We start from the raw sequence: 26573 nt of genomic DNA on the forward strand, positions 1-26573 counted from the left end.
GGCTGGCGTCCCCGAATAGAAAGGGTCTCACGCCTTGGTCGCAACCGCAAGGCGATGGGTTCACCCTAGAGCGGGATTTCAACGAGCTTGTACCCCGCCGGCAACTTGGCGGCCTTGAGATCGAGCCGGTCGGCCGTGATGGGAATCTGAACGGCCGTGGCATCGTCCAGCTGCAGCCGCACGCTGGCATTGCCAAAGACGGTAGCCGGATCGCCGACATGATCGACCAGGATGTCGTGGGTCCCCTTTGGATAGGTGTCACTGACAAGGTCCAGCTGCGGATACCATTCATGGGGCACGTTCTCGGCCATCGCCTCGACAGGAATCACCAGCATGAGCCGCTGCAGTGGCTGCCCCTGGTCGGCATAGCTGATGATGGCGGCACCATTGGGTTCGCTGGCAAACAATTCCGCGTCGGCAGCGGTTTCGCGGACATGGGCTGCGATATAGCGCTCCAGGCGATAGGTCCCTTGCGCGCTGAAATTCGCCCATTGGCCGGAGGGTCCGTTGCCGGTCGCATTGAACAGATATTCACCGGTCAACAGGCTATAGATGGCATGAGTCGGCTGCTCGATGCAGCAGCCATCGCGCGTCAGGGTCAGGAACCCGCCATAGGCGGTAACGCTGTCGGCCGGCGCCTCGATGGTATAGGCAAGCGGTCCCTTTCCCTGCGCGTTCAAGGGATAGACGGTGACCTTGGTGTTGGCTTCCAGGTAATGGAAATCGGCTTGCGGTCCATCGATGGCGACATTGTGCTGGTGAATGTCGAGCAGTTGCCAGATGGGTGCATTGCTGCGGTCGTACCAGGGCAGCACGATGGTCTGATAGCGCTGGCTGTCGCTGGTGACCCGGAAATTGTCACCATCCGACTCAATCGACAGGGCGGCCGGCGCCGTCACCGCGACCAGCGGATCGGCCACAGCCGGGATCGTGCCAGCGAGCAGCAACATCGCCGAAAGCAGGACGCGCATGTATCACCTATGGTTGGGGGATGCCCGACGAAAAGCGTCTCACGGCTTCGTCGTTCCTACAAGGCGGCCGGTTCAAACCGCTATTTCAGCGCGTCCTTGATGCCATAGGCGATATAGGCGCCGCGCAAATAGAGCGGCCGCAGGAAAGGCAGCGGGAATTTCGGCGGCGCGCGCCGGATGAAATTCGGCCGTTCATCGACGCCGCCCGAACTTGAGCCATTGGCCATTGCCCGCGCGGCGGCACGGCCCGCCCAGGTCCCCATGGCAACGCCATTGCCGTGATAGCACATGGCGAAATAGGTGCCGGGCTGATCGTCCCAGGCACCGACATGGGGGACGAGGTCCTGGGCCAGACAGAGCAGGCCCGACCAGCGATGGGTGATCTCGACATCCTTCCAGGCCGGATAATAGGCGCGGAAGCCAGCCTCGATATTATCGAGCTGCCGGTTGAGGGCGCCGGGTTCGGCCGACAGGCCACCGCGTCCACCGAACATGAAGCGGCCGTCGGGCAGCAGGCGGAAATAATGCAACAAGTAGCGGAGATCATAGACAGGCGTGGTGTTGGTCCAGCCTTGGGCGCTGAGCTCGCCCTGGCTCATCGGCCGCGTTACCACGATCGAGGACAGGGCCGGCAAGATGCGCCCGCCGAAACCATCATGCAGATCTTCCGAGGTATAAGCAGCCGTCGCGATCAGCACCTTGTCGGCGCGCACCCGGCCACGCGCGGTGGTCAGCACATGCTTCGCCCCGTCACGCGTCCAATGGATGACCTCGCTGTTGGCATAGATCCTGGCGCCAGCCTTCTGGGTCGCCGCGGCAAGGCCGTTGACATATTTCCACGGGTTGAGCCCGAAGCCATTGGGGTTGGCGACACCAGCATAAAGGCCGGGCGAATTGAAGCCGCCGGCCACCAGTTCTTCCTTCGACACGAAGACCTCATTGGCGCCGAAGGTCCTGGTCATGAAGGCAGCTTCTTCCTTGAGGCTGTCGATCATGTCGGGCCTGTGGGCCAGCGAAATCTCACCGGTTCCGGTCTTGTCGATATCGAGGTTCTCGTGCACGACGATGTCCGCCACCAGCTCGACCGACGCCTTCTGGCTGCGCCAGAATGTCTTTGTCTCTTCCAGTCCGAACTTCGCCAGCATCTTGGGCCAGGGCATCTTGGAGGAGCCCATGCAGCAGAAGCCACCATTACGGCCGGAAGCCCCCCAGCCGACATAGGCGCGCTCCAGCACCACGGCTTGGAGTCCGTGATCACGCTGCAGATGATAAGCTGCCGAGAGACCGGTATAGCCGCCACCGATGATCGCGACGTCTGTGTCGATCTCGGCTTCCAGCGTCGGATAGGCCGGAAAATCTGTCTTTGAATCACGCCACCAGCTTTTCACCGGATTGGCGGGATCGAGGGCGGTTGGATGATAGAGATGCTTCATGATTTCTCGCTCGTTTCCCAGCGGCCGCCGCGTTCAGCGTAGAAGCTGTCCGAATAGGGATACCACCAGGATTGCAGTTCGGCTTTGTGGTCCAGCATCACCATCTTGGATTGCCGGAAGGCATTGAGGCCGAGACGTGACAGCGCGCGCCCGAGGCCGGAAAGTTTCCAGCCGCCGAAGGGCAAGGCGTCGTTGTCACCCAGCACATTGTTGACCCAGACCATGCCGGCCTCGATCCTGTCGATGGCAGCCATTGCTTCATCGAGCTTCGCCGTGAAGATGGCGGCGCCCAGACCGAAGCGGGATCCGTTGGCAAGGTTTATGGCTTCGTCGAAATCGCGCACCCGGACAATCGGCGCCACCGGCCCGAACATTTCCGCCTGCATGAGATCCATCTCCGGCGTCACGCCGGTAAGAATGGTCGGTTCATAGAACCAGCCGGTATTGAATGCCGGCGGCACGCGGCCGCCACAGGCGACCCTGGCACCCTGCGCCACCGCCTGGTCGACCAGCCGCATCACCTTGGCGCGCGCGGCTTCCGAGACCAGCGGGCCGATCTCGACATTCTTGAGGCCGGGACCGATGCGCAAGGCCTTGGTGCGTGTCACCATGGCGTCGACAAACGCATCATGCACTTTCTCATGTACATAGAGGCGCTCGGTCGAGGTGCAGATCTGGCCGGAAAGATGGAAGGCGCCCGTGACCGCCGCTGCCGCCGCGATGTCGGGATCGGCGCTGTCCATGACAATGAGCGGATCGGAGCCACCGGCTTCGATGACGCAGGGCTTCAGCAGGCGTCCACAGGCTGAAGCCACCTCGCGCCCCGCCTCGACCGAGCCGGTGAAAGCGACGACGCCGATGCGATCGTCCTGGATGAGCGCCTTTGCCGTATCGACACCGCCGGTGACGCAGGAGACTAGGCCCGCCGGCAGCACCTTGAAATGTTCCATGAAGGCCAGTGTCGACAAGGATGTCGCCGGCGCCGGTTTGATCACCACGGCATTGCCGGCGGCAAGCGAAGCCGCCACGGTAAATGCCATCAGAATGATCGGAAAATTGTAGGGCACGATGTGCGCCGTCACGCCGTAGGGATACCAACGTGCATATTGCGTGGAATTCGGCGCCGTGGGTGCCGCCACAAAGCCCCCATCCTCCCGCGCCAGTTCAGCGAAATAGCGGAAGATGGGGCCGACATTCATCAGCTCGCCGACGGATTCGGTGAACGGCTTGCCCATCTCCAGAGTCATCAGTTCGGCAGCCGGTCCAGCGGTCGCTGCCGCCATGGCATCGGCAAGCTTATGCAGGGCGGCTGCCCTGCTCTTGCCATCCAATGCCGCCCATTCCTTCTGCGCCGCCCGCGCCTGGCTCAACACCGCATCCAATGAAGCTGGCGTACATTGTGCGATCCGCCCCACCGTCGAGAGATCGGCCGGATTCTTCACCTCAGTCAAAGGCGCACCCGGCGCCGCCACATAGTCATTGGCGACGAAAATCTGGCCGGCGGATGGATCGAAGGTGGTCATGATAATGCTCTACCTCTATGAGAGCGGCTACCGAATCATATAAACTTTGCGCACCGTCTCATGGACCCGGCAGGTGCCCTTCCAATCCTGCGGGAAGAAGGCGATCGTGTCGGGATAGATCTCGATCACTTCGCCGCTCTCATGGGTATAGGTGCAGCGCCCGAGCATGAAATGGCAGAACTCGTCGCGCGTCACATGGCAGTTCCAGAAGCCCGGCGTGCAGATCCAGATGCCGGTCTCGTTCTCGCCATTTGGGCCCTTGTGCAGCAGGACGCCAGAGGTCATGGATTGGCCTTCGATCATGGTCGGGATCGGGCCCCAATCCTTGACCTCGGTCACGGATTTCGGATTGTAGATCACGGGTGTGGTCACGGGATGCATACTCCTATCGCAGCATATAGACGTTCCGCAGGGTCTCATGAACCGTGCAGATGCCGGTCCAGCCGGCAGTGAAGTGGACACAGGTGCCGGGCTTGACCTCGATGACTTCGCCATCGTCGCGCACATAGGTGGCGCGGCCACTGATGAAATGACAGAATTCGTCGCGTGGAATGGCAAGCGGCCATTTCCCCGGCGTCACGACCCAGAGGCCTGTTTCCGGCGAATTGCCGCCAACACTGGCATCCGGGCGCTTGAACAGAAGCCGGCCGGATGAGCGCGATGGTCCTGCCAGGCAATCCGGCTGCTCGCCCCAATCGGCGAGATCGTCGAAGGTGAGCGCGTTATAGATATGCGGCGCCGAAGAATCGAGCTTCGATGTCACGGCTTGAAACTCCCCGTGGTCGCGATCTCAGCGAGGATGTTGGCAGCCTTCTCGGTGCCCTTGGCCGCCTGCATGTGCTTGGCGACCTCGTTGAGGCGCTGCTTCATGCCCTTGTCCGCCAGAAGACGCGCGATCATCTCCGCGAGTTGCCCTTCGGTCCACGTATAGCGCGGCAGCTGGTCGCCATAGCCGGTATCGTGAATGCGCGCCGCATTGTCGAGACCGTCCCAGCAGAACGGCATGATGATCGCCGGCTTCCCGAAGAACAGCGCCTCGTTGAAGCTGTTGTTGCCGCCATGATGGATGAAGAGATCGACATGGGGGATGACAGCCGGCTGCGGGTACCAGCTTTCCAGATGCACATTGCCCGGCACGTCTTGATACTCGCCGATATAGTCGCCGACATTCATCAGGAACCGATAGGGCAGCTTGACAAAGGCCTTGATGAGATTCTTATAGAGATCGACGTCGGCCGCCCCCAGCGAGCCATAGGAAACGTAGATCAGCGGCTTGTCGTTATGGATGCTGAAGGTCGGCACAGTATAGACGCCTTCATCGCGGACGCAGCCTTCGAGATACTGGAAGCGCTTTGGATCGAGCGGTGTCCGGCGCTTGAAGGCCAAGGGCTTCGGATAGAGCAGCAGGTTCATGGTCGGGCTGGCTTCGAAGAACTCACCCAGGGCATAGGATTTCTCGCCCTGCTTCGCCAGAAACTCGTTGAAGCGTGCATGCACCGGCTTCACCAGATCGAGGAAACGATCCTCGAACGCCTTGAAGCCGGCCTTGTCGTTCTCATGGCAGCCGGAGAGATGCGGTGGAATATCCGGATCCGGGATTTCGTTTTCCGAACAGGAGATGATGCGGACCCAGGGACAACCGGCTTTCTTGATGGCCGGAAACAGGATCACATTGTCGACGGCGACCAGATCCGGCTTGATGCGCTGCAGATGTGCGTTCAAGCCCTCTTCCGCGATCACGGCAGAATCGACGATCGCCTCCCAGACCGGAATGACATAGGTCGGCAGCTGATCGATGGGGGACAGGCGGAAATGCGGCTGCTTCTCGGCGATGAAATTGGCCCAGAATTTCGCGATCTCTTCGTCCGACATGCCACCTGACATGTCGACCAGATTCTCCTCGAACCCATATTTTTCAAAGACACCCTTGAAACCCTTGTCACACACGAAGACCGGGTTGTGCCCCATCTGGCGCAGGCGCTGGGCGATGCCGACGCAATTGAGCGCCGGACCGAACGCGGCCTCCGGAAACAGGACGATGGTTTTGCCTTTGCTCATGGAAAATTCTCCCTGGGAACCAATTCTAGTCGGACAATATCAAACTGTTGGCCGCCGGCCAGCCGCACCAAAGCCGGTTGCCCCGCGCTACATGAGTGGTGATCGGGTTGGCCGCATGGAGACGCGCCACCAGCGGCTTGGCTTGATCCGGCAGATTGAGATGCAGGATCAGGTCCTGGCCGAGATAGGCAAGGCCTTCGACCGTCGCCGCGATGGCGCCGGCAAATTCCATTTCCTGCACCACGACACGTTCCGGCCGCACGGCGAGCGAGCCACCGGCACCCATCGGCACATCATCGATATTGCCAGCGCCGAACACGCCCAACCCAGGCACCTCGAATCCATTTGCGCCGCGCGATCCCTCAAGGAAATTCATCTGGCCGATGAAGTCGGCGACGAACCGGCTGTTGGGCCGCTCATAGAGTGCCCGCGGTTCGTCCAGCTGTGCGATGCGGCCCTGGCGCAACAGGGCAATGCGGTCTGCCATGGTGAGCGCCTCTTCCTGGTCATGGGTGACAACCAGGAAGGCGATGCCGGTTTCCTGCTGCAGGCGTTTGAGCTCGATCTGCATCTGCTCGCGCAGTTTCTTGTCCAGAGCACCCAAGGGCTCGTCGAGCAGCAGCAATTTCGGCCGCTTCACTAAAGCACGCGCCAAGGCGACGCGCTGCTTCTGCCCGCCTGACAATTGCCCCGGCTTACGCTTTGCCAAGGCAGACAATTGCACCATCTCCAGCACCGCACCCACGCGCGCCTCAAGCTCAGCGCCGCGCAACCCCTCCATCTCCAGCCCATAGGCGACGTTGGCAGAGACCGTCATATGTGGAAACAGCGCGTAGGATTGGAACATGAGATTGATCGGCCGGCGATTGGCCTTGATGTTGGTGATGTCGGCGCCGTCCAGCAGGATGCGCCCCTGATCCGGCTGCTCGAAGCCGGCGATCATGCGCAAGAGCGTGGTCTTGCCGCAGCCGGATGGCCCCAACAAGGCGAAGAATTCGTCTCCACCGACGCTCAAGGATAGATTGTCGACCGCGGCAACCTCGCCGAAGCTCTTCGAGACGCCCACGACTTCCAGCAGAGCGCTCATGCTTCCACCTCGCGGTTGATGCGTTGCGAGAGGAAGATGAGAAAGAAGGAGACGAGCATCACGATGGTGGCCACCGCATTGACGTCCGGCGTCACACCGAATCGGATCATGGCGTAAATCTGCATGGGAAAGGTGATAGAAGCGGAACTGGGCCCGCTGGTGAAATAGGCGATGATGAATTCGTCGAAGGAAAGCGTGAAGCCGAGCAAGGCAGCTGCGATCACGCCGGGCGCGATGACCGGGAGCGTTACCCGGCGGAAAGTGGTGAACTCGCTGGCGCCAAGATCGATCGAGGCTTCGATGATCGAGCGGTCGAAATGCTTGAAGCGCGTGCGCACCACGGCGCAGACGAAGGAGATCATGAAGGCCGAATGGCTGAGCACGATCGAATGCACCCCGAGGGTCAGCTTGATCAATGAATAGAAGCTGAGCAGGCTGATCGCCATCACGATATCGGGGATGATCATGGGGGCGGCGATAAGCGCCTCGGTCGCCACCCGTGGGCGGCGCTCCTCCAGGCCCATGGCGAGCAGCGTGCCGATCACCGTCGAGATCAGGGTGGCAAGGGTGGCGATCAGCAGAGAGTTGCTGACGGAAGCGATGATCTTCTGGTTGGCAAAGAGCCTGCCGTACCATTCCAAGGAAAAACCGGTCCAGACATTGGGCATGCCGGATTTGTTGAAAGACAGAGCCACCAGCACCAGGATCGGGCCATAGAGGAAGACGTAGACCAGGAAAAGATGCGAACTCAACCAGGCCTGGATCGGGTTGCGGGCAATCATCCGGCGCGCTCCTCCCGGTCTCGGCGGTTGATCAGCACCGCCTGGATGGTGAGGAGCAGCATCATGACACCGATGACGATGGCCGCGATGGCCGAGCCGAACGGCCAGTCGCGCGCCGTCAGGAACTGGTCATAGATGAGATTGCCGATCATCGTACGCTTGCCGCCGCCCAGCAGGTCCGGCGTCACGAAATTGCCGATCGAGAGCACGAACACGAAGACCGAGCCCGCGGCAATACCGGGCAAGGTCAGCGGCAGGGTCACCCGCCAGAAGGTCATCAATGGGCTGGCGCCAAGATCCGTCGATGCCTCGCGCAGTTCCGGTGCCAGCTTCGAGATCGAGCTGAAGAGGGCCAGGATCATGAACGGCACATAGGCATAGGTCAGGCCGGTGATGATGGCAAAATCATTATAGAGCAGCGGCAGCGGCGCATCGATCAGCCCCATGCCGATAAGCGTCCGGTTGATCAGCCCCTCGCCGTTCAACAGCACCATCCAGGCATAGGTACGGATCAGGTAGTTGCTCCACAATGGCAGCATGACCAGGATAAGGTACGCCATCTGCCGGCGCTTTGGCATGAGCGCTATGCGATAGGCCGCTGGATAGCCCAGCGCCAAGGAGATCAAGGTCGTGATGAGTGCAACCCGCGCCGAATTCCAGAAGATCTCGGCATAGAGCGGATCGATGGCGCGCACATAATTCTCAAAGGTGAAGATATAATCGATGCCGCCATAGATGCCGCGCTCGAAGAAGGAATTCACCAGCAGCAGCGCGCAGGGAACCACCAGCAACAACATGATCCAGGCAATGCCCGGCCCCGTCAGCACGATGCGGCGTGAAACAACCATGATGATCCTGAAACAGAAAAATGGCGGGACCCGTTACAGGCCCCGCCACGCAACAAAGAAGCTTAGTTTGCGCTGGTGATTTCAGTCACTGTCTTCGACCACAATTTCTGGCCTTCGCCAAGGTCGCGCAGCTGCTCGAACTTCAGCAGTTCGGCGGGCGTGATGCCGAGATTGGGATATTGCTCGATGAGCTTGGGATCGAGCGCCTCCATGGCCGCCTTGTTCGGCACTTTGTAGAGGATGTTCTCCGCCACCCAGCGGTGCACATCCGGCTTCAGCACATAGTTGATGAAGGCTTCGGCCGCTTCCTTGTTCTCTGAGGCGCTCGTCACCACCATGGTATCGACCCACATGTCGCTGCCTTCCTTGGGGATGACGTATTTGATGGCGGCGTTTTCGGCGATGCCGTAGTTGCACCAGCCATCCCAGGCCTCGACCATTGCCGCCTCGCCCGACACCAGCTTCTGGTAGAAGGTGGTGTCGTCATAGGTGAGCAGCGTTTTCTTGGTTTCGATGAGCTGCGCCTTCGCCTTGGCGATTTCTTCTTCATTGACGGTATTGACCGAATAGCCCAGCGCCAGCAAGGCCGGCATCATCAGCCAACGATCGGTCGCCAGCATGGTGGTCTTGCCCTTGATGGCGTCGGCGGGCTTCAGCAAATCGTTCCAGCTGGTCGGCGCCGTGGTGACGACGTCGCTGCGATAGCAAAGGCCGGTGGTGCCCCAGGCATAGGGCACGGAATATTTAAGGCCCACATCGTGGCTGAGCTGCATCGCCTCAGGGTAAAGATTGGCAAGATTGGGGATCTTGGCGTGATCAAGATCGGCAGCCAAACCCAGCTTGTGGAGCGCTTCGCCGAACTGGCCGGACACGAACAGCACGTCATAGCCTTTGCCGCCCGAAGCCACGACCTTGCCCATGATTTCTTCATTGGTGGCATGGACCGTCATTTCGGCCTGGATGCCGGTTTCCTTGGTGAAATTCTCCAGCAGGTCCTTCGGCATATAGCCGTCCCAATTGGAGATGACGATCTTGCCGTCGGCAAAAGCGGCGCTGCTCAGCGTCACCATGAGCACACATGCCGCGATACCCAGTGCCTTTGGTCCCAGTGTCTTCTGGATCATTTTTATCTCCCTGTTTAGCGCGAGTGGAGCTGCAACAACCACCGCAACCCCGGCCTCGGCAGGGGGTTAGCATCACGGGTGGCGCCAGAGGCCGTCAACAGAAAAATGAAAAATCAGTTGACTATTTTCACTGAAATGTTCTGAACTCCACCCTACTTCATGCAACCAGCCCCAAATCGTCCCGCAGCTTTAACCCGCCACAGCTTTAACCCGATTGCAGGCATGCCAAGATCAATCGCCAAGCCAGCCGCCTCAAAGCGCCCATCTGCCGCCCGGAAGGCCGCCGCCGCCTCTGGGCCCGCCGCCGGAACCGCTGTCCCGCCGACCAAGATCGCCGATCTGTGGCTGGGCCAGCATTTGCGCGGGCTTCGCAAGATGCATGACCTGTCGCTGGAACAGCTGGCCGAGCGCTGCGGCCTGTCGGTCGGCGCGCTCAGCCAGATCGAGCGCGGCATCACCTCGCCCACCATGCGCTCGCTCCGGCGCCTCTCCGAAGTCTTCAACGTACCGATGTCGCAGCTGTTTCATGAGGGCGAGTATCCGCCGGTCGAGGAACTGGGCCGCATCGTCCGCGCCCAGGGCAGGCGGGTCCTGAGCCTCAATACCAGCGGCGTGCAGAAGGAACTTCTCACCCCCGCCGCCGCCGGTGCGCTGGAGATCTACCTGGTTACCATCGCTCCCGGTGGTTCATCAGGGCCTGAGCTCTATACCCATAAGGGCGAGGAAGGCGGCTATGTCATGGCTGGCGAGATGCTGCTCGAGGTCGAAGACCGTACCTTCCATTTGAAGACCGGAGATTCTTTCCGCTTCAAAAGCCAGACCCCGCACCGCTTCGCCAACATCACCAAGGCCGAGACAGTCGTGGTGTGGACCAACGTGGTGGGCTAGTAATTTCGTCATGCCCGGACTTGATCCGGGCATCCACACTCTCAACTGCTGCAGTGAATCCCCGGGTCTGCGCCCGGGGATGACGTATTAAATTTGGACTACTAGCCGCCAACAACTCTCTCCGCTAATCTGCGCCCCATGCAAACATCGTGCGATCTTGTCATCATTGGCGCCGGTGCTGCCGGTCTCGCCGCCGCCGATGCCGCGATCAAGGCCGGGCTGAATGTCGAATTGCTGGAGGCAATGGACCGCATCGGCGGTCGCGCCTTTACCGACACAGTGAGCCTGCCCGCCCCCTTCGACCATGGCTGTCAGTGGCTGCATTCCGCCAGCATCAACGCGTTCCGGGAGGAGGCCGACAAGCGCGGCTTCCGCTATTGGAAGACGCCGTCCAACATCCGCATCCATGAATGCAAGGGGTGGCTCGACGACGACGCCACCGAGGAATACTGGGCCTTCGTCCACGCGACCTACGAGAGGATCAAGGCAGGAGCCCTCGCCGGCGATGACTGGGCAGCTGCCACCTTCATCGACCAGAACAATCCCTGGGCACGGCTGTTCGCCCGCGATTATGCGGGCTATCTCGCCGCTTCCCCAGAGCATTCGTCAGCCCTCGATACCGGCCGCTACAACAACACGCAGGAGGATTGGCCGGTCGAAAGCGGCTATGGCGCGCTGATCGCCGCCACCTATGCCCATGTCCTCGTCCACCTCAATTGCCCGGTGAAATCCATCGATTGGGGCGGATCGGAGATCATGGTGGGGACCTCCAACGGCATGATCTTCTGCCGCGCCGCGCTGGTGACCGTGCCGATCTCGATCCTCAAGGAAGACCGACCGAAATTCTTTCCGCGGCTGCCGGACTGGAAGCGCCACGCGATCGACCGCATCGAGATGGGCTATGCCGAGAAGGTTGGCTTTTGGCTGAAGCGCGACCCCTGCCCCGGGATCGACATGCATTTCGCCCTGCCGAACGGGCCGGATGCACCGGATGCCGCCTTCCAGGTGAAGCCCTATGGCCGGCCGATGATCACCCTTTTTGCCGCCGCCCATTTTGCCCGCGATCTCTTCGCGCAGGGCGAAGAAGCAGCCATTGCCGAGGCGAAAAAGCTGCTGGGAGATGTCTTCGGCACCGATATCGCCCGCGATGTCGTGACCGCCAAGGCAACGCAATGGGTCACCAATCCCTGGGTGCGCGGCGCCTATTCTGTGCTGTCGCCCGGCGGCGGCGAGGCTAGGGCGGAACTGGCCCGGCCCATTGACGACAGATTGTTTTTCGCCGGCGAGGCCAGCTCACCGGATGCCTTCACGACCGCCCATGGCGCCCGCCAGAGCGGCGTCGATGCAGTCAACACCATCGTGGCGGCGTTAGCCAAATAAAGGTCCGGACTAGCCCGCGCCAATTCACTCCGCTAATCTCGCGCCATGCAATCCTCATGTGACCTGGTCATCATCGGCGCTGGGGCCGCGGGACTGGCGGCTGCCAGAGCCGCCCTCAACGCGGGGCTCAATATCGAGATCGTGGAGGCCGCGGGCCGCATCGGTGGCCGCGGGCACACCGATACCGCGAGCTTTCCCGAACCCTTCGACATGGGCTGCCAATGGCTTCATGCCGCCAGCATCAATCCCTATACGAAAATCGCCGACCGCCTGGGTTTCCGCTATCGCCGCAGCAATTTCAACTATCGCATCCATGACGGCACCTGGTGGCTCAACGACCAGCTGGTGAGCCAGTTCGGCAGCGATCTTGCAGGCTTCTATGACCGGGTCGCAACGGCGGGCCAGGCCGGGCAGGACCTGCCGGCCGCTGATTTCATCGCCGCCGATGACCCCTGGGGCGCCCTCATCCGCCGTGCCTATACCGGCTACATGGCTGCATCCCCGGAAACCGTCTCGACCTACGATACGTCGCGCTTCCGCTTTACCGAGGAGGATTGGCCGGTCGAAGACGGCTACGGTGCCCTTATCCAGCGCGATGGCGAGGATCTCGAGGTCAACCTCAACTGCCCGGTGAAATCCGTCGATTGGGGCGAAAAGGAGATCATGGTCGGCACGGCCAAGGGCATGATCTTCTGCCGCGCCGTGCTGGTGACCGTATCGATCGCAATCCTGCAGGCGGAGCGCATCAAATTCTTCCCGCTGCTCCCCGATTGGAAGCAAAGCGCTATCGGCCGTATCGACATGGGCCAGGCGGAAAAAGTCGGCCTGTGGCTGAAACGCGATGTCTTCACCGGCCTCGATCCGCATTTCGCCATGCTCAATTGGGATAATGCACCCACGGCGGGCTTCCTGATGCGCCCCTTCGACCGGCCGATGGCCACCATGTTTGCCAGTGGCGATTTCGCCCGCGATCTCTTTGCCCAGGGGTCGGAGGCCGCCATCGCCGAGGCCAAATCCCTCCTCGCCAGGATCTGCGGCACCGATATCTTGAAGGAGATCGCAGCGGCCAAGGCCACCAATTGGGTCACCGACCCCTGGCATCTCGGCGCCTATTCCGTGCTGAAGCCCGGCGGCGGCGAAGCCCGCGCCGAACTCGCCCAACCCATCGACAATCGCCTGTTCTTCGCCGGCGAGGCCACCTCAACCGACGGCTTCTCAACGGCGCACGGTGCCTATAACAGCGGCGTCGTAGCGGCGGAGACTATTCGCAAGACGTTAGCTTAGCGGCTCTTTTGCGTTCTTCCCCACCAATGCTAGAGTTGACGGCATTTCGGGGGAAGCGCGTCAGTCATGAAGTTGTTTGCCGGTTTCAAGTTCGGGCGGATCGAGGGTGTTGTCATTCCCTTGCTGCTGCTATTGGCGGCACTTGTCTTGCGCCACCAAGACCCGATGCCCCTGCAACAGTTGCGCAACATCGTATTCGACACATATCAGCGCATCGATCCACGCCCCTATGACGAAACCCTGCCAATCCGCATCGGCGATATCGACGAAAAGAGCCTGAACCGATTTGGTCAATGGCCTTGGTCCCGGGCGCAAATGGCCAAAATTATTGATCGATTGCGGGAACTCGGTGCGGCAGTGGTCGCCCTTGATATCATCTACGCCGAACCGGATCGCACGGCGCCCAAAGCTGTAGCCGACAACCTTCCCACAGACTCGAGTTTTGACGCAGCACGCCAGATCATGGCAACCCTGCCGGACCCCGATCAGATCCTGGCCGATGCCATTGCCAAGATTCCCACCATCGTCCCTTTTGCCGCCTTGAACAGCGACCCACAACGCCCGCAAATCTTGCCGATGCGCAAGGCCGGTTTTGTCTTCGGCGGTGACAGTCCGGGACGTTTCATCTCACCCTGGCGCTACTGGGTCTCGTCCTTGCCGATGCTCGAGCAAGTTGCGATCGGCGTCGGTTCAGTCAATGCCGACCCGGATTTTGATGGCACGATCCGGCAGATATCTTTGTTCCTCCAACTCCCGGACCCCAGCAATCCGACACCATTCTATCCCTCTCTTGCCGCCGAAACGTTGCGCCTGGCACAGGGGCAAAGCACATATGCCGTGAAATCCTCGGGTGCCAGCGGGGTTCTTTCCTTCGGGGAACATACCGGCATCTCGGTCGTCAAGATCGGGCAGGCCATCATACCGACAACACCCAATGGCGCAGTCCTGCTCTATGACAGCGGTCATCAGCCTGCTCGTTTTTTTTCGCTGGCCGACCTGATGGAGCCCGATTTTGACCCCAGCATCGTTGCAGGGCGTATCATTTTCATCGGCAGCTCGGTCGAGGGCCTGCGCGACTACAAACCGACGCCGAACGCCGAATCGACAACCGGCGTCGAGATACATACCCAGATCGCCGAGCAGATTTTCAGCGGCGTTTATCTACATCGTCCGGATTGGGCCTTTGGCCTGGAGTTTGTAGCTCTCGGCGTGTTCGGTATCGTTCTCATCGTCCTGGCACAGCGGCGCGCAGCGATCCTCGGCCTGGCAATCGCCGTCGTGGCGATTTTCGGCTCCTTTGGTACATCCTATTATCTGTTCCGAACTCAAGGATTCCTGCTCGATCCACTCTATCCGGCAGGAGCTGCCTTTCTGATTTTTGTTACCGCGACTCTTATCGGCTTTATCCGTACCGAGCGGGAGAAAGCGCATGTGCGCGGGGCCTTCTCGCGGTACCTGTCGCCGATCCTGGTCGATCAACTCTCCAAGAATCCCGAGAAGCTGAAATTGGGCGGCGAGCTGCGTGAACTCACCGTGATGTTTAGCGATATTCGCGGCTTCACCAAGCTTTCGGAGGGGTTGGACCCCCAGCGCCTGACCACCGTCATCAACAGCTTTCTCACGCCCATGACGCGGGTCATTCAAAACCGCCAGGGCACCATCGACAAATATATCGGCGATTGCATCATGGCGTTCTGGAATGCGCCCATTGATGTCGAGCCGCATGGCCGCATGGCCATCCTCGCCGCTTATGACATGCGCGCCGAACTTGTCCGTATCAATCAGCTTTTTGCCGCGGAATCCGCCCGTACCGGTGACAAGCTGATCGAGATCAAGATCGGCATGGGCCTCAATTCCGGCATCTGTTGCGTCGGCAACATGGGGTCCGACCAGCGCTTCGACTATTCGGTGCTGGGCGATACCGTGAATACTGCGTCGCGCTTGGAAAGCCTGTCACCGGCCTATTTTGTCGATCTGGTGATTGGTGAAGAAACCGCCGCCACCGTCCCGGATTTCGCGCTGCTGGAACTCGATCAAGTGCGGGTCAAGGGCAAGAACGTGCCGGTGCGCATCTTTACCGGCCTCGGCGATGAGAGTGTGGCCAAGACCAATAGCTTCCTTGGGCTCAAAGGTGCCCATGATGCGATGCTGGCGGCTTATCGCGGACAGGCCTGGTCGGCAGCCAAGGCAGCGCTGGCGCTGGCGCGCGAGGCGGCCCCAGACCACCTCGCCAGATTCTACGACATGTATGAAGCCCGCATCGCCCAGTTCATCGCGGCCCCGCCGCCCGAGGATTGGGACGGTGTTTATGTGGCGACGACCAAGGGCGGGTAAGGACAGATCGAAGCCACACTTTCTGTCGTCATCCCCGGGCTTGACCCGGGGATCTGCCTGCGACGGCTAGGCGGCTGATCTTGATCCCCGGGTCAAGCCCGGGGATGACGGGTAAAATGAGAAGAGCTCGTTAGACATGGCAGACGAGCCGCGGTCAGCAACTCAATCCTCGATATCGAGCGCGTAGCCGGCCGACCGCACGGTGCGGATAAGATCCGGCATGCCGTCGATGTTGATCGCCTTGCGCAAGCGGCGGATATGGACGTCGACCGTCCTCGGTTCGACATAGATGTCGCGGCCCCAGACATGGTCCAGCAATTGCTCGCGCGAGAAGACGCGGCCCTGATTTTCCATGAGGAATTTCAGCAGGCGGAACTCCGTCGGCCCCAGATGCAGGTCGCGATTGTCGCGGCGCACCCGGTGGGTCGCGAGATCCATCTCGAGATCGGCATAGATGAGGTTCTCTTCGCCCGATTGCGGCCGGGCCCGGCGAAGCGCTGCCTTGGCCCGCGCCATCAGCTCGGAGGGGCTGAACGGCTTCGTCACGTAATCATCGGCGCCGGTTTCCAGGCCCCGGATTTTGTCGGCTTCCTCGCCCTTGGCGGTCAGCATGATGATGGCTGCGGATTTCAGGTCCGGCGTACGACGGATCTGTCGGCAGACTTCGATGCCGGAGACCAGCGGCAGCATCCAATCTAGGAGGATGAGGTCGGGCGTTTCTTCCCGAGCCTTGACCAGCGCATCTTCACCGTTGGTCGCTTCAACGACCCGGTAGCCTTCGGCTTCAAGATTGTATTTGAGGAGCGTGAGCAAGGCCGGCTCGTCCTCGACCACCAGCACCACCGGTTTGGCGCGCTGGTCGGTCGTAACCTCGCCCCGGGGCGCATCCGCCCGGCGGGGGCGTTCAGCCATTGATCGCAACATTGGTCGTATCTCCCTTGGGGCGCGTCTCGTCGATGGGTTTGCCATGGACCAGGAAGTGCACCGTTTCGGCGATGTTGGTGGCGTGATCGCCAATCCGTTCGATGTTCTTGGCGATGAACAGCAGATGGGTCGAGGCACCGATATTGCGCGGATCTTCCATCATGTAGGTGAGAAGTTCGCGGAACAGCGAGTTATACATCTCGTCGATGCTCTCGTCCGAGCGCCAGGCAGCAATCAGCCCTTCCGCATCGTCATTGGCATAGGCCGAGAGGACCGCATTGATCAGCTTGATAGCAAGGTCGCCCATGCGCGGGATCGAGCCCGTGGGCTTCAAAGGTGCCTGCTGGTTCAGTTGCAGGGTACGCTTGGCGATGTTCTTGGCATAGTCGCCGATGCGCTCGATATCGGACGAGATCTTGATCGCCGCCACAACCTCGCGCAGATCCTTGGCCATCGGCTGACGAAGTGCCAGGATCTTGAGCGAGTCCTGCGCCACCGTCATTTCGATGGCGTCGATCCCTTTATCGCTTTCGATGACACGAACAGCCTTGTCGGAGTCGCGCTTGGCCAGCGCATTGATGGCATCGGCCAACTGCGCTTCGGCACGACCGCCCATGGCCAGGATCTGCTCGCGCAGGCGGCGCAATTCTTCGTCGAAGCTCTTGACGATATGGTCGGGGGCTTTTTGCGGCATCATCAATTGCTCCTCAGCCGAACCGGCCGGTGATATAGCCCTGGGTCCGTTCGTCCTTCGGGCTGGTGAAGATCTGTTCAGTATCGCCCCATTCGATCAATTGTCCGAGATGAAAAAATGCGGTCTTTTGGCTGACCCGGGCGGCCTGCTGCATGGAATGGGTGACGATGACGATGGTGAAATTCTCGCGAAGCTCGTCAATCAGCTCCTCGATCTTGGCCGTGGCGATAGGGTCGAGGGCCGAGCAGGGCTCATCCATCAGGATGACTTCCGGGCTGACGGCAATGGCGCGGGCGATGCACAGGCGCTGCTGCTGACCGCCCGAAAGGCCGGTTCCCGGCTGGTCCAGGCGCTCCTTGACCTCTTTCCAGAGGCCGGCCTTCTCCAGGCTACCCCGCACGATTTCGTCGAGTTCGCCCTTGGTCCCGGCCATGCCGTGGATGCGCGGCCCGTAAGCCACATTGTCGTAGATCGATTTCGGGAACGGGTTCGGCTTCTGGAACACCATACCGATGCGCGCCCGCAGCATCACGACGTCGAGCTTCTGGTCGTAAATGTCCTGGCCGTCGAGGGTGATCTCGCCACCCACCTTGCAGCCGTCGATAACGTCATTCATGCGGTTGAGGCAGCGCAGGAAAGTCGATTTGCCGCAACCCGACGGGCCGATCAGTGCCGTCACCATGCGTTCCGGCACGTCGAGATCGACGTCGAACAGCGCCTGCTTGGAACCGTAATGCACGGTCACCTTGCGGCCATGCATCTTCGCGAGTGTGGGAGAGATTGCGTTCATGAGATCCTACCAGCGCCGCTCGAATTTGCGGCGAACAAAGATGGCGATAGCGTTCATGGAAATGAGGAAGGCCAGCAGCACCATGATGCCGGCGCTGGTCTTTTCGATAAAGGCACGCTCCGGGCTGTCGGCCCAGAGGTAGATCTGCACCGGCAGGACAGTCGCCGGATCGGTCGGGCCATGCGGCACGTCGACGATGAAGGCCACCATGCCGATCATCAGCAGCGGTGCCGATTCGCCGAGCGCCCGGGCAAGGCCGATGATGGCACCGGTCATGACGCCCGGCATGGCGAGCGGCAGGACATGGTGCGTCACCACCTGCAAGGGCGAGGCACCAATGCCATAGGCAGCTTCCCGGATCGATGGCGGGACAGCCTTCAGGGCTGCGCGCGTCGCGATGATGATCGTGGGCAAGGTCATCAGCGCCAGCACCATGCCACCCACCAGCGGCGCCGAGCGCGGCAGGCCGAAAACACCGAGCAGAACAGCAAGTCCCAGAAGACCGAACACGATCGAGGGGACGGCAGCAAGGTTGTTGATATTGACCTCAATGATCTCGGTGAGCCGGTTCTTCGGCGCGAATTCCTCGAGATAGATGGCGCTCATGACACCGAGTGGCAAGGCGAGGAGCACCGTCACCAGCATGGTGAAGATCGACCCCATCAAGGCGCCGAGGATACCGGCCTGTTCCGGCTCGCGTGAATCACCTGCAGACAGGAAGGTGCTGTTGAAGGCGCTTTTGATCTGGCCCTTCTCCTTCAGCGCATCGAACCAGGAGATCTGCGTGTCCGACACGACCCGCTCGGTTTCAGGCAGGTCGCGCTTGATGAAGCCTTTCGCGAGCATGTCCATATCGTCGGCTGCCACGACCCAGAAACGCTGCGTGGTACCGGTGAGCGCCGGATTGGCAAGTACGGCCTGGCGCACGGTGTCGCCGGCGCTGTTGCTGACCAGATTGTAAAGCAGCTTGCGATCGGCGCGGCTGGTGACATCCGGGAAGGCGGTCTTCAACGCTTCCTTGACCAGGCCCTGATAGTCAGCCGCCACCAAGGTGTCTGTGTCGTTCTTGCCATCCGGCGTGATGACGGCGGGGTCGAGCACGATGTCGAGCGCGACCTCGGTACGGTAGAAAGCGCTGTAGCCCTTGCTGCAAACCGAGACCAGCAGGACTGCCAGCATGGCGATGGCGAGACCCACTGCCAGCTGGCCATAGAAGCGGAAACGACGCTCGGCGGCATAGCGGCGGCGAATCCGCCTTTCGCTGAGGTCCGGGCGCTTGATGCCGACCTGATCCATTTGGGCGTCACTCATATTGCTCTCGATATTTCTTGACGATGCGCAGGGCAACGATGTTGAGGATGAGCGTGATAACGAACAGCAGCAAACCAAGGGCGAAGGCCGCCAGCGTCTTCGGGCTGTCGAATTCCTGGTCGCCCACCAGCAGGGTCACGATCTGCACGGTAACCGTGGTGACCGCTTCCAGCGGGTTGGCGGTGAGGTTGGCGGTGAGGCCCGCCGCCATCACCACGATCATGGTCTCGCCGATGGCGCGGCTCACCGCCAGCAGCACGCCGCCCATGATGCCGGGGAGGGCTGCCGGGACGACCACTTGGCGGATGGTTTCGGATTTGGTGGCACCCAGCGCAAAGGCGCCATCGCGCATGGCCTGCGGGACAGCATTCATCACGTCGTCGGACAGCGAGGAGATGAACGGGATGATCATGACACCCATGACAAGGCCGGCAGCCAAAGCCGATTCTGACGCGACATCGACACCGATATAGGCGCCAAAACCACGGATGAGCGGCGCCACCGTGAGGGCCGCGAAGAAGCCATAGACCACGGTCGGGATACCGGCCAGGATTTCGATGAGCGGCTTAGCCCAGGCACGCGTCCTGCGGCTAGCATAGTCGGAGAGATAGATCGCCGACATGAGGCCGATGGGAACAGCCACCACCATGGCGATGACGGTGATGAGCAACGTGCCGGCGAAGACCGGGATGGCACCGAAGGCACCGGACTGCCCGACCTGATCGGCGCGGATCGCCATCTGCGGCGACCATTGCAGGCCAAAGAGGAATTCGAACGGCGAGATCTGCGCAAAGAAGCGCAGGGCTTCGAACACCAGCGACAGCACGATACCGACCGTGGTCAGGATCGAGAGCAGCGAGCAGACGATGAGCAGCACCATGGTGGCGCGTTCGACCGCGTTGCGGGCACGGAAGCTGGCACCGACATGGCGCTGTGCCCAGGCAAGCCCGATGGCAGCAACACCCAGGGTCGCCGCCGCGATCGCTGCCCAGATGACGTCATGGCCCGTCCTGGAATCGCCCGGCAGGTAATGGGCGGCCACGGCACCAAGAACGAGGGCCAGCGCGCCCGGCACGAAGGCGCCAAGACCGACGAAGATGCCGTGATAGCCGGGCAGCGAATGGAGTTCGCGGGTGGCGCCCCGGACACTGGCAAAGGCGCGGCGACGGCCGAGCTGGAAGCCGACTGAGCTGAGGAGCAGCAACAGGCCACCGGCGATCCAGGGCAGCAATGCCGAGGTACCGCTGAGATCGATGCCAGCACCGAGCGAGCTTGCAATCGGCAGGGCAGCAAGGACGGCTGCCGCCACCTCGGCATGTTCCGGGGCCGGCATCGGCACCATGCCCTTGTCGGCAAGATAGCCTTGCGGGCCGGATGCTTTTTCGCTCACAAATTCCGCAACGAATTCGGCAAGGCCCGGCACGATCGCACGATGCTGTTTCTTGACATAGAGATAGAGCTTGCGCGCAATCTCGTAGCTACCGTTGATGATATTGTCTTCCGTGGGTTCGATACCGTCCATGACGCTGCCCTGCAGCTTGTCGCGGTTGTCGGCAAGGAAGGAATAGCCCAGCACACCGAAGGCGGTCGGATTGCCGCTCAATTTCTGGACGATGAGGTTGTCGTTCTCGCCGGCATCGATATAGGCGCCATCCTCGCGCAAAGTCTGGCACTTGGCCTTACGTGCCTTCTCATCCGCAATGGCGGTGATTTCAGGGAAAGCGTGGCAGGCCTTCTCCATCACCAGTTCCAGGAACGCATCGCGGGTGCCGGAGGTGGGCGGCGGGCCTAGCACTTCGATCTTGTCGGCCGGCAGGGACGGATTGACCTCGGACCAGAGCCGATAGGGGTTGGTAAGGAGCACGCCGTTGACCGGCACCTCTTTCGCCAGCGCCAGATAAAGATCCCGGATCGACAGGCTGCGCGGTGCCGCCCCTTTGGCGGCCGCCAGCACGATGCCGTCATAGCCGATCTCAACCTCGACGATGTCGGTGACGCCGTTCTTCTGGCAATCGGCCTTCTCGCCATCCTTGATCGGGCGCGAGGCATTGGCAATGTCCGGGAAGCCTTCGCCGACACCGGCGCAGAACAGCTTCAGGCCGCCGCCGGTCCCGGTCGATTCCACCACCGGGGCCTTGAAGCCCATCTGGCTGAAATGCTCGGCAACCGCCGTTGAAAACGGATAGACCGTGGACGATCCCACAATATGGAGCTGGTCGCGGGCCGCAGCTGCCTGCGGCAGCAGGCCGACGCCGATGAGTGCCGGAACCAAAACGAGGCCCAGCAATGTGGTAATCCGAAGCCGGCGGTAACCCAGGAAGCCGCGTTGGCGAAGCATGTTGGAGCTCTTTCCCTTGTCGTCGCCCGGCTGAGTACGACACTAATGTTACAGCTTGATGAACCTCCAAAAAAGACGCACTGACAAGGGCTTAGATTCACTCTGGCGGCAGCCGGCCTTGACGAAAGGCGGTTGAATCGGCCAGTTTCGGCCCTTCGGTTCAGATTTCCCGGGGTGGACGCCATGGCCTATGACACCAACAACATCTTCGCCCGCATCCTGCGCGGCGAGATTCCCTGCGATAAAGTCTATGAGGACGACCATGTCCTTGCCTTCCGGGACATCCGCCCCCATGCCAAGGTCCATGTCCTGCTCATTCCCAAGGGCGCCTATGTCTCGCTCGAGGATTTCGCCGGCAAGGCCTCTGATGCCGAGATCCTCGCCTTCCACCGCGCCATCCCCAGGATCAGCGCCAAGGTGGGCGTTGCCGTCACTGGCTACCGGGCCATCGCCAACAGTGGCGCCGACAGCCATCAGGAGGTCCCGCATTATCATCTGCATCTGCTGGGCGGCCAGCGCCTGGGTCCGCTGCTGAGCCTGCCGCAGTAGCGACCTGTGAGCGTCGCTCACGGCTGCTGCCAGATTTCGTCGATTGTGGGAATCACCATTGCACGCCATGAACGGCCAGCCACAAGCAACAGCCAACCACGGACTGGGAGCTGCCGACATGCTGACCCTCTATGACAGTGCGATTTCCGGCAACGCCTACAAGGTACGGCTGCTGCTACACCAGCTGGGCTTCGCCGTGAAGCGCATCGAGATGAATGTCGATGATGGCTCGACCCGCACGCCGGATTTCCTGAAGGTGAACCGCAACGGCAAGGTACCGGCGATCGTGTTGGCGGACGGCACGGCGCTCTCGGAATCAGACGCCATTCTCTACTATTTCGCCGACGGCACGCCATTCTGGCCGGATTCGAAGCTTGATCGCGCTCGCGCGCTGCAATGGATGTTCTTCGAGCAGTATAATCACGAACCGAGCATCGCCGTCGTCCGCCACTGGGTGGCACATCTGGGAAGGACACCGGCGAACGAACCACAGCTGCCGGCCAAAATCGCCGCCGGTTACCGGGCGCTCGATGTCATGGAAGATCATCTCGGGCACCATGATTTCTTCGTCGGTAAAAACTATTCGGTCGCCGACATCGCCCTCTACGCCTACACCCATGTCGCTGATGAAGGCGGCTTCGACCTCGGCCGCTATCCCGGCATCACGTCATGGCTCGCGCGCGTGGCAAGCCAGCCACGCCATATTCGCATCACCGACTGAAACCGTCGCTCAATCAGCGATTTCGTAGTCGACCTGGATCATGCTTCCGAAGGCGAATGCCACGCATCCCACGTCGGCATCCTTGCACCATTGCAAAGCGCGTGCCGGAAAATCGCCGGGGTGGCATCGGCCGGTGGGGCAATAGGAATAGGCAGAGGCCAGCCCATTGTCGGTGACGACGAATACGCCAGTGCCGGATCCGAGCTTGAGTTTGTACTCTTCGAAATCCTGCCAAACAGCGCGAGAAATTAGCAGGGTTTCGTCACTATTGACCTTGACCCAGCTTTGCTGCGACTGGCAGGCCGCAAACGTCATGGCGCCCAGCAGGGTCGCTACGTGAATGCCTTTTCGCTCGATATATGGCATTGCCATCTAGTTCGCGATCTCAAAAAATACGGTATGTCGACCTTCCCGCACGCTGGGAAAGAGCCTGAGCTTACGCATCGACGATCTCAGTCGACGATTTCGTAATCGACGAGGATTGAGCTCCCCTGCGCAAAGATCACGCATTTGACACCGGCACTCTCGCACATCTCAATCACTTTGCCGGTGTAGCTGCCAGCGCGGCATTTGGTTTCCGGACAATAGGTGTAGGCCGATCCCGTCCCGGATTCCGTCACCGCGAACGCGCCGGCAGCTGATCCCTTGATGCGCAGATACTCTTCGTAATTGGCCCATACCGCGCTGGTGATCTGCAGCTTCTCATCCGGTGCGAGGGTCGCGCGCCCGGCCTGCGGCTGGCAGGCCCCGAGCAGGCCGCAGGCCAACACCAGAAGACCGGCGGCGAACAAAGAAGATCGATTGAACGACATGATGGCTACCTATTCCGCGACCGCGTAATCGACGACGATATCGCTGTCCTTGGCAAAGACGATGCATTTATAGCCATCGGAGGCGCAATTCTTGATCGCCTCCGACGAGTAGTTGATGTGGTAGTAGCAGGCCTGGGCGGCGCTGCAATAGCTGTAGGTCGCATAGTAGCCGTCTTCCGACACCACGAAGGCACCGCGTGCGCCGCCGCTCACGGCCTGCAGATATTTTTGATAATAGTCCCAGGTGCCCTTCGAGATGACGAATTTCTCGTCGGCATTGAGTTTGATGCGCCCGGCTTGCGGCTGGCACGCCGACAGCAGTGGCATGGCGAGCAAGACGATGGACAGGCTGGCCAAGGCCGCCCGGAAATGATGACGCAAGAACGCCCCCTATTAGTTTACGCACCCACCGGCATGCTCGCATATTCCGAGAGCGCCGCCAAGCGTTGTCGTATTTGCGTCAGCGATAGGGGTCGGCCGCATCGCGCAGGCCGTCACCAAGGAAGTTGAACGCCAGCACCACCACGATCACGGGAACGATCGGCAGCATCAGCCATGGATAGAGCGCCACCACGTTGATGTTCTGTGCCTCGTTGAGGAGGACACCCCAGGAGGTGATTGGCGGCCTGATGCCAAGACCGAGGAATGAGAGCGCCGTCTCGCCAAGGATCATGCCCGGAATGGCCAGGGTGGCCGAGGCGATGAGATGGCTCATGAAGCTTGGCATCAGATGCCGGAAGATGATGCGTCCCGGCGACGCGCCCATCAATTGCGCGGCCACGCAGAAATCTTCTTCGCGCAGCGACAGCAGGCGCGAGCGCACGGCCCGGGCGAGACCCGTCCAGTCGATCAGCCCCAGGATGACGGTAATGCCGAAATAGACCAGCATCGGCGACCAGGTGACGGGCAGGATCGCCGCCAGCGCCAGCCACAGCGGCAAATGCGGGATCGAGCGCAGCACCTCGATCGCCCGCTGCATCAGATCATCGACCCAGCCGCCATAATAGCCGGCAAGGCCACCGAAACTGATGCCGAGAATGAAGCTGACCGTGACACCGATGAGGCCGATGGTGAGCGAGATGCGCATGCCGTAGAGCACGCGCGAGAGCATGTCGCGGCCGAGGCGATCGGATCCCAGCAGGAACAGCGGCGTATCATTGTCCGGCGGGCAGAACAGATGCACATCGCCTGGGATGAGTCCCCAGAACTTGTAGGAATCGCCGTGGCAGAAAAAGCGGATCGGGCGTGGATCGATCACGTTCTCGGTATAGATCCGTTGCAGATTTTCCATGTCGAGCTTGTAGTCGAGCGCATAGACGAACGGCCCGATGAACTCGCCCTGATGGGTCCAATGGATGCTCTGCGGCGGCGCATAGATGTAATCGACATTGCGCACATGCTGGCCATAGGGCGCCAGGAATTCGATGAACAGGATGGCAAGATACATGAATGCCAGAACAAGGCCGGCCGCAACCGCTACCCGGTGGCGGCGGAAGCGCAGCCACATCATGCGCCATTGCGATGCCAGATAGATCTTCTCCAGCGCCGGATTGACGCGGTCGACGGCATAGGGATCGAACGGCGCCTGGCTGACGAAATGGGTGAGGTTCGATCCATGGTGGATCGAATGCCGCGGTTCACCACCCAGGGTGCTGTCTTGCGGGCCGGGCACGGGAATATCACTCATTTGTCGGCTCCCGCACCCAGGCGGATCCGGGGATCCAGCAGCGCCAGCAAGACATCGGAGATGAAGATGCCGATGACGGTCAGAAACGCCATGAACATCAGGAACGATCCGGCGAGATACATGTCCTGCGACCGCAGGGCAGAAAGCAGCATCGGTCCGGTGATGGGCAGCGACATCACCACCGACACGATGACCGAACCGGAAATCAGCTCCGGCAGCAGCGACCCGATATCGGCGATGAACGGATTCAAGGAAATGCGCAGCGGATAGCGCAGCAGCAATTTCATCGGTGCCAGGCCCTTGGCACGGCCCGTCGTGACATATTGCTTGTTGAGCTCGTCGAGAAGATTGGCGCGCAGGCGCCGGATCATGCCGGCAGTTCCCGGCAGGCCGATCACCAGGACCGGCACCCACATATGCTGGACGACGCTCATCACCTTGGCCAATGACCAAGGCTGGCCGACATATTCCGGTTCCATCATGCCGCCGATCGAGGTGCCGAACCAGATATTGGCGAAATAGAGCAGCACCAGGGCAATGAGGAAGCTCGGCGTCGCCAGGCCCAGATAGCCTAGGAACGTGAACAGATAGTCGAACAGCGAATATTGATGGGTCGCGGAATAGACCGCGATCGGGAAGGAGACGATCCACACGAACAGGATCGAGGCCAGCGAGATGATCACCGTCAACGTCAGCCGATCGCCGACCACTTCGGAGACCGGCAGGTTATGCTCGAAGGAATAGCCAAGATCGCCGAACAGCAGGCCGCCACTCTCATGGTGCAGCCCGTCCCACCGGCCGAACATCCAATGCAGATATTGCACATGGACCGGCTCGTCGAGGCCATAGGTCTTGCGCAGGAACTCCATCTTGTCCTGGTCCATGTTCTCGCCGCGGGATTGCATTTCGGCCATCATGGTTTCCAGGAAATCGCCGGGTGGCGCCTGAATGATGACGAAGACGAGCATGCTGATGGCCAGCAGGGTCGGAACCATGACCAGCACGCGCTGAATGAGATAGCGAAGCATTGTGCCG

General features: G+C 60.8%; 26 protein-coding genes and 1 pseudogene. 6 read left to right on the forward strand and 21 right to left on the reverse strand.

What is annotated here, in order from left to right:
* Positions 1–65: 65 nt before the first annotated feature.
* From AC1DWZ_RS19510 to AC1DWZ_RS19555, 10 genes are all read right to left on the reverse strand, one after another.
* Positions 66–971 (reverse strand): hypothetical protein, encoded by a 906-nt coding sequence (locus tag AC1DWZ_RS19510; RefSeq protein WP_477170616.1) that lies wholly within the window; start codon positions 969–971, stop codon positions 66–68.
* Between the two features lie 80 nt (positions 972–1051).
* Complete coding sequence (locus AC1DWZ_RS19515) at positions 1052–2404, reverse strand: NAD(P)/FAD-dependent oxidoreductase (RefSeq protein ID WP_477170617.1); 1353 nt, start codon at positions 2402–2404, stop codon at positions 1052–1054.
* Complete coding sequence (locus AC1DWZ_RS19520) at positions 2401–3927, reverse strand: aldehyde dehydrogenase family protein (RefSeq protein ID WP_477170618.1); 1527 nt, start codon at positions 3925–3927, stop codon at positions 2401–2403. Before AC1DWZ_RS19520 ends, AC1DWZ_RS19515 begins: the two co-directional genes overlap by 4 nt.
* 27 nt (positions 3928–3954) lie before the next feature.
* A complete protein-coding gene (locus AC1DWZ_RS19525; protein WP_320500159.1) occupies positions 3955–4299 on the reverse strand; it encodes a cupin domain-containing protein in 345 nt (114 codons plus the stop codon).
* A 13-nt stretch (positions 4300–4312) separates the two neighbouring features.
* A complete protein-coding gene (locus AC1DWZ_RS19530; protein WP_477170619.1) occupies positions 4313–4690 on the reverse strand; it encodes a cupin domain-containing protein in 378 nt (125 codons plus the stop codon).
* The gene (locus AC1DWZ_RS19535) at positions 4687–5985 is read right to left on the reverse strand and encodes a glycosyltransferase (protein ID WP_477170620.1); all 1299 of its coding nucleotides are present in this window, start codon (positions 5983–5985) and stop codon (positions 4687–4689) included. The genes AC1DWZ_RS19530 and AC1DWZ_RS19535 overlap by 4 nt, the downstream gene beginning before the upstream one ends.
* A 25-nt stretch (positions 5986–6010) precedes the next feature.
* Positions 6011–7072 (reverse strand): ABC transporter ATP-binding protein, encoded by a 1062-nt coding sequence (locus AC1DWZ_RS19540; RefSeq protein WP_477170621.1) that lies wholly within the window; start codon positions 7070–7072, stop codon positions 6011–6013.
* The gene (locus AC1DWZ_RS19545; RefSeq protein ID WP_477170622.1) at positions 7069–7854 is read right to left on the reverse strand and encodes an ABC transporter permease; all 786 of its coding nucleotides are present in this window, start codon (positions 7852–7854) and stop codon (positions 7069–7071) included. Before AC1DWZ_RS19545 ends, AC1DWZ_RS19540 begins: the two co-directional genes overlap by 4 nt.
* Entirely contained in the window at positions 7851–8702 is an 852-nt protein-coding gene (locus AC1DWZ_RS19550) for an ABC transporter permease (protein WP_477170623.1), read from the reverse strand. The genes AC1DWZ_RS19545 and AC1DWZ_RS19550 overlap by 4 nt, the downstream gene beginning before the upstream one ends.
* Positions 8703–8764: 62 nt before the next feature.
* On the reverse strand, positions 8765–9826 hold the full coding sequence (locus AC1DWZ_RS19555) for a polyamine ABC transporter substrate-binding protein (RefSeq protein ID WP_477170624.1): 1062 nt from the start codon (positions 9824–9826) through the stop codon (positions 8765–8767).
* Positions 9827–10048: 222 nt separating this feature from the next.
* On the opposite strand from AC1DWZ_RS19555, the gene AC1DWZ_RS19560 reads away from it, so the two are divergent.
* The 4 genes from AC1DWZ_RS19560 (at position 10049) to AC1DWZ_RS19575 (ending at position 15712) form a co-directional block, all read left to right on the forward strand.
* Positions 10049–10714, forward strand: a complete 666-nt coding sequence (locus AC1DWZ_RS19560; protein WP_477170625.1) for a cupin domain-containing protein — start codon at positions 10049–10051, stop codon at positions 10712–10714.
* Between the two features lie 138 nt (positions 10715–10852).
* A complete protein-coding gene (locus AC1DWZ_RS19565) occupies positions 10853–12094 on the forward strand; it encodes a flavin monoamine oxidase family protein (RefSeq protein ID WP_477170626.1) in 1242 nt (413 codons plus the stop codon).
* A gap of 45 nt (positions 12095–12139) precedes the next feature.
* Positions 12140–13378 carry a flavin monoamine oxidase family protein gene (locus tag AC1DWZ_RS19570; protein WP_477170627.1) on the forward strand — a complete coding sequence of 413 codons (1239 nt, stop codon included), beginning with the start codon at positions 12140–12142 and terminating at the stop codon, positions 13376–13378.
* 66 nt (positions 13379–13444) lie between these two features.
* On the forward strand, positions 13445–15712 hold the full coding sequence (locus AC1DWZ_RS19575) for a CHASE2 domain-containing protein (RefSeq protein WP_477170628.1): 2268 nt from the start codon (positions 13445–13447) through the stop codon (positions 15710–15712).
* A 162-nt stretch (positions 15713–15874) separates the two neighbouring features.
* Here AC1DWZ_RS19575 and phoB read toward each other — a convergent pair whose 3' ends face one another.
* The 6 genes and pseudogenes from phoB to AC1DWZ_RS19605 all read right to left on the reverse strand — a co-directional run.
* On the reverse strand, positions 15875–16636 hold the full coding sequence (gene phoB / locus AC1DWZ_RS19580; protein ID WP_477170629.1) for a phosphate regulon transcriptional regulator PhoB: 762 nt from the start codon (positions 16634–16636) through the stop codon (positions 15875–15877).
* Positions 16617–17333, reverse strand: a complete 717-nt coding sequence (phoU, locus tag AC1DWZ_RS19585) for a phosphate signaling complex protein PhoU (RefSeq protein WP_477170630.1) — start codon at positions 17331–17333, stop codon at positions 16617–16619. Before phoU ends, phoB begins: the two co-directional genes overlap by 20 nt.
* 10 nt (positions 17334–17343) lie before the next feature.
* Positions 17344–18120, reverse strand: a complete 777-nt coding sequence (gene pstB, locus AC1DWZ_RS19590) for a phosphate ABC transporter ATP-binding protein PstB (RefSeq protein ID WP_477170631.1) — start codon at positions 18118–18120, stop codon at positions 17344–17346.
* Between the two features lie 6 nt (positions 18121–18126).
* A complete protein-coding gene (pstA, locus tag AC1DWZ_RS19595) occupies positions 18127–19431 on the reverse strand; it encodes a phosphate ABC transporter permease PstA (RefSeq protein WP_477170632.1) in 1305 nt (434 codons plus the stop codon).
* Entirely contained in the window at positions 19424–20662 is a 1239-nt protein-coding gene (gene pstC / locus AC1DWZ_RS19600) for a phosphate ABC transporter permease subunit PstC (protein WP_477170688.1), read from the reverse strand. The genes pstA and pstC overlap by 8 nt, the downstream gene beginning before the upstream one ends.
* A gap of 162 nt (positions 20663–20824) precedes the next feature.
* Positions 20825–21769: pseudogene (locus AC1DWZ_RS19605) on the reverse strand (substrate-binding domain-containing protein); the annotation flags it as partial.
* Between the two features lie 183 nt (positions 21770–21952).
* Between AC1DWZ_RS19605 and AC1DWZ_RS19610 the strand changes: the two are divergent.
* Positions 21953–22318: a histidine triad nucleotide-binding protein gene (locus tag AC1DWZ_RS19610; protein ID WP_477170633.1), complete on the forward strand. Its 366-nt coding sequence runs from the start codon at positions 21953–21955 to the stop codon at positions 22316–22318.
* 118 nt (positions 22319–22436) lie between these two features.
* Positions 22437–23039 (forward strand): glutathione S-transferase family protein, encoded by a 603-nt coding sequence (locus AC1DWZ_RS19615; RefSeq protein ID WP_477170634.1) that lies wholly within the window; start codon positions 22437–22439, stop codon positions 23037–23039.
* A 9-nt stretch (positions 23040–23048) separates the two neighbouring features.
* On the opposite strand, the gene AC1DWZ_RS19620 is transcribed toward AC1DWZ_RS19615, so the two are convergent.
* The 5 genes from AC1DWZ_RS19620 to AC1DWZ_RS19640 form a co-directional block, all read right to left on the reverse strand.
* Positions 23049–23411: a hypothetical protein gene (locus tag AC1DWZ_RS19620; protein WP_477170635.1), complete on the reverse strand. Its 363-nt coding sequence runs from the start codon at positions 23409–23411 to the stop codon at positions 23049–23051.
* A gap of 80 nt (positions 23412–23491) precedes the next feature.
* A complete protein-coding gene (locus tag AC1DWZ_RS19625) occupies positions 23492–23851 on the reverse strand; it encodes a hypothetical protein (RefSeq protein WP_477170636.1) in 360 nt (119 codons plus the stop codon).
* Positions 23852–23860: 9 nt separating this feature from the next.
* On the reverse strand, positions 23861–24232 hold the full coding sequence (locus AC1DWZ_RS19630) for a hypothetical protein (protein ID WP_477170637.1): 372 nt from the start codon (positions 24230–24232) through the stop codon (positions 23861–23863).
* Positions 24233–24311: 79 nt separating this feature from the next.
* Positions 24312–25538 carry an ABC transporter permease gene (locus tag AC1DWZ_RS19635; RefSeq protein ID WP_477170638.1) on the reverse strand — a complete coding sequence of 409 codons (1227 nt, stop codon included), beginning with the start codon at positions 25536–25538 and terminating at the stop codon, positions 24312–24314.
* The gene (locus AC1DWZ_RS19640) at positions 25535–26566 is read right to left on the reverse strand and encodes an ABC transporter permease (protein WP_477170639.1); all 1032 of its coding nucleotides are present in this window, start codon (positions 26564–26566) and stop codon (positions 25535–25537) included. The genes AC1DWZ_RS19635 and AC1DWZ_RS19640 overlap by 4 nt, the downstream gene beginning before the upstream one ends.
* Positions 26567–26573: the final 7 nt, after the last annotated feature.

It is taken from the genome of Dongia sp. P2_B8 (genome assembly GCF_056404715.1).